At 59.8% G+C, this 3,464-nt stretch carries 2 protein-coding genes; one reads left to right on the top strand and one right to left on the bottom strand.

The features are described 5' to 3' along the window. Positions 1-220: 220 nt before the first annotated feature. Positions 221-1,633, bottom strand: a complete 1,413-nt coding sequence (locus tag RE6C_RS05920; RefSeq protein ID WP_039961297.1) for a mandelate racemase/muconate lactonizing enzyme family protein — start codon at positions 1,631-1,633, stop codon at positions 221-223. 226 nt (positions 1,634-1,859) lie between these two features. Here RE6C_RS05920 and RE6C_RS05910 point away from each other — a divergent pair, with 226 nt between their 5' ends. Continuing rightward, a complete protein-coding gene (locus RE6C_RS05910; RefSeq protein ID WP_039961296.1) occupies positions 1,860-3,341 on the top strand; it encodes a DUF1501 domain-containing protein in 1,482 nt (493 codons plus the stop codon). Positions 3,342-3,464: the final 123 nt, after the last annotated feature.

The following is a 3,464-nucleotide window of genomic DNA, read 5'->3' as shown; positions in this document are numbered from 1 at the left end:
TCGAGCATCGGAAACAGCGCGTACCCCTCCCCGGCCCGAAGCGGGCCGACCCTCCCAAAGGGAGGGTGAGATAAAACTGCACGACCTCCAAACTCACCCCAAGCCTCTGCGTCCCCGCGACCGCAAGGCCGCACGCTTCGATTCATAACCCGCCGCGTCAGCAAGGCCCCGCCCCTCAACTCCGCAGCCGGATTCGCCAAGAATTCAGATCCCGCCGCGTTCAATACCCAAGCCCCGGCCCATCCAAGCAACTCGTCGGCACGCTACCGCCGCGGACCTCAAACATCGGCCCGAACTTCGCCATCCATTCCGCGTTGCCCTCGGGGCAATACTGACGCCCATTGCTCTCCACTGCGGCCACGCCAGGAATATGGGCCGACAAAGACGCCGAGTGCAGAAGCGACGCCCCCACACACGTCAGGTCTTGCACGCACAAGAACAAATTCTCGTGCACCGCGATCGCGCCCAGCAACAGCGCTTCCGCATGCCCCTTGCAAGCCTTCAGCGCAATGCCGCTGTACCCCTGCGAGACCGCCAGGTGCAGACTTTCCAATCCAGTCAGTGACTCATCGATCACCACCGGGATCCGCGCCGCCGCCTGATGCATCGTCACCGCGTTCGGCCGTTTCAGATCACGATGCGTCGGCTGTTCGATGTACTGGATCCGCTCAAACGCTTCCGGGCATTCCGTTTCCAATCGATCCAGCAACCCCAACACATACGCTTCGTCCTCGCAGCGCTCATTGAAATCCAGCGAGAACCACCACGGCTTTCCCGTCGACGCGCCGCGGTCCGTCGTCTCATTGGCAACCGTGTTGATGTCGCGAACACGGCGGAAATCCCAATCCGCATCGTCGCCGTTCAGCTTGATCTTCAAATGAGTCAACTCGTTGCGAGTGATCCACTCACCGAGCGTTTCCGGCAACCCATCGCCGACAGGCGTCGTCAATTCAGCCTCCGTCAACGGATCCAAAGCCCCGACCAGGTGATACAGCGGCAACGTCGCGACGGGCGACTGAGAGATGAAGGAATCCAATCGCAGACCAGCGTAGCGGTCGTCGCCAGTCATTTCGGCCAAATCCGGCGGAAGATGCTCCGCCGACAACAAACTGTAACTGCTCTGCCCGGCCGCTTTCCCGTGAGCGTCAAACAAAGCGGCTTCGATCGGCGACGCGGCCAACAGGATCGCCAGCTCCGGAATCGGCGACGTCAGCTCGTGCCCACTCGCCACCGCATCCACCAACTCGTCGCGGCGACCCGCCAACTGCAAGCAGATCTCCATCGGGTGCCCCGTCAATGTGCCCGACAACTCATTGGCCTGCGCCGCCATTCGGCTCGCCAATTCCATCACCACATCCAGCTTCGCGGCATCCGACAAAGCCGCGTCCGGCCACGCCCAGGTCACTCCCATCGTCATGCTGCCCACCCCGATCTTGTCCCCCTCGGCGACTTGACCGGCTTGGTTCGTTGCGGTGCACTCGGCTGTCAAAACCGTGACCTCTTCCACCACTCGCCCGCCGAACTTCATCGGCGTTCGGTAGCGATAGGACTCGGATTGCAGCGTCAGTGCGAACTGTTTGAGTGCCGTTGGAGCAGCATTGGCGGGAAAACGAAGTGGCTTATGCACAGACAAGGCGAGACTCAATTCGGGAGGGGATAGAGTGATTTTGCCAGCAGTTTAACGCACTCGATCGACCAAAAGTGATGCCCAGAAAACTGGATTTTTTACGAATCGATTGCCTCGGTTCCCAAAAGTCGTTTACAATGGGGATGCGGACTGTATCTAAGAACCAGCGTCATTTCTTCTTGGCCCAGTCTGACCCCGCCTTCCTTCCACCATGCTTCCTGCTCATCACGCCATGAATGCATCTCGATCAAGCCATTCCGGTAACTTCTGTGGCCGAACCCGTCGCGAATTCGTCTGGGAAACCGGATGCGGCTTTGGTGCAGCCGCACTCAGCTCGATGCTGGCTTCCGATGGATTGTTGCCACATGCTTCGGCATCGCCCGCCTCTCAAGTCGCTGGCTCAGCCGGACCGATGGCGGTCAAACCACCGCACTTCGCCCCCAAAGCAAAAACGGTGATCTTCCTGTTCATGTATGGCGGCCCCAGCCACATCGACACGTTCGATCACAAACCCGCCATGAAAGGCATGGACGGAAAAACCGTCGACGTCAAAACGTTCGGCCGCGGCGGACACAAAGCCGGTGGCCGAATCGTTGAACCTCGCTGGGATTTCGCTCCCCACGGCGAGTGCGGCAAAATGGTCAGCACGCTGTTCCCCAACGTCGCCAAACACGTCGACGACATCGCCTTCCTGCATTCGCTGACCGCGGACTCGCCAATCCACGGCTCCGCCATGCTGATGATGAACAGCGGAAAAATCCTCTCCGGCTCGCCGGCCTTGGGATCCTGGCTGACGTATGGACTGGGCAGCGAAAACCAAAACATGCCCGGCTTCGTCGTGATGCTCGATCCAACCGGTGGTCCCATCAGCGGAGCGAAAAACTGGTCCAGCGGTTACATGCCTGCCACCTACCAAGGCACCGTGTTTCGAACCGAAGGCAATCCAATTCTCGACTTGAATCCGCCGTCGGATTTCCCGCCGGGACTGCAACGTCGCCTGATCGATTCCATCCAAGACGCCAACCGTCGGCACTTAGTCCAGCACGTTGGCGAAGAACCCTTGGCCTCGCGGATCTCCAGTTACGAGCTGGCTTACCGAATGCAGTCCGCTGCACCGGAAGCCGTTGACCTCTCGGACGAAACCGAAGAAACACTTTCGATGTACGGCGTCAACAATCCCAAGACGCAAGCCTTCGGTAAACGCTGCTTGCTCGCGCGTCGCTTGGCTCAGCGTGGCGTTCGGTTCATCCAGCTCTACAGCGGCGGTGCCCACAACGACGACAACTGGGACGCTCACGGCGACCTCGAAATCAACCACAACAAACACGCCGGCGCAACCGATCAACCGATCGCTGCCTTGCTGGCCGATTTGAAACGAACCGGCATGCTGGACGAAACCCTCGTCGTTTGGGGTGGTGAATTCGGCCGTCAACCCACCGCGGAATACGCCAACGGCAGCGGTCGAGACCACAATGCCTACGGATTCACCATGTGGATGGCCGGAGGCGGAATCAAAGGTGGTGTCAGTTACGGAACGACCGACGAGCTCGGTGCCGCAGCGGTTGAAAATCCACTGCACGTTCGCAATCTGCACGCCACCATCTTACACCAAATGGGACTCGATCCAAATCATCTGTCCTACTTCTACGGTGGCCTCGATCAAAAGCTGGTTGGCGTCGAACACGTCCGCCCTATCCACGAAATCATCGCCTGAGCCCACCCGCCTCTCGCAACGCGCCGCGACCGCAAGGCCGCACGCTTCGATTCACAACCCGCCGCGTCAGCAAGGCACGCCCCTCACCTCCGCAGCCGGATTCACCAAGAATTCGGACCACCA

It is taken from the genome of Rhodopirellula europaea 6C (assembly GCF_000338295.1).
Classification (GTDB): Bacteria; Planctomycetota; Planctomycetia; order Pirellulales; family Pirellulaceae; genus Rhodopirellula; species Rhodopirellula europaea.
This window is presented reverse-complemented; position numbering and strand designations above follow the sequence as displayed.

Excerpts from the sequence above, each read along its gene's own strand:
- RE6C_RS05910 (WP_039961296.1), top strand. The coding sequence starts at position 1,860 with ATGAATGCATCTCGATCAAGCCATTCCGGTAACTTCTGTGGCCGAACC.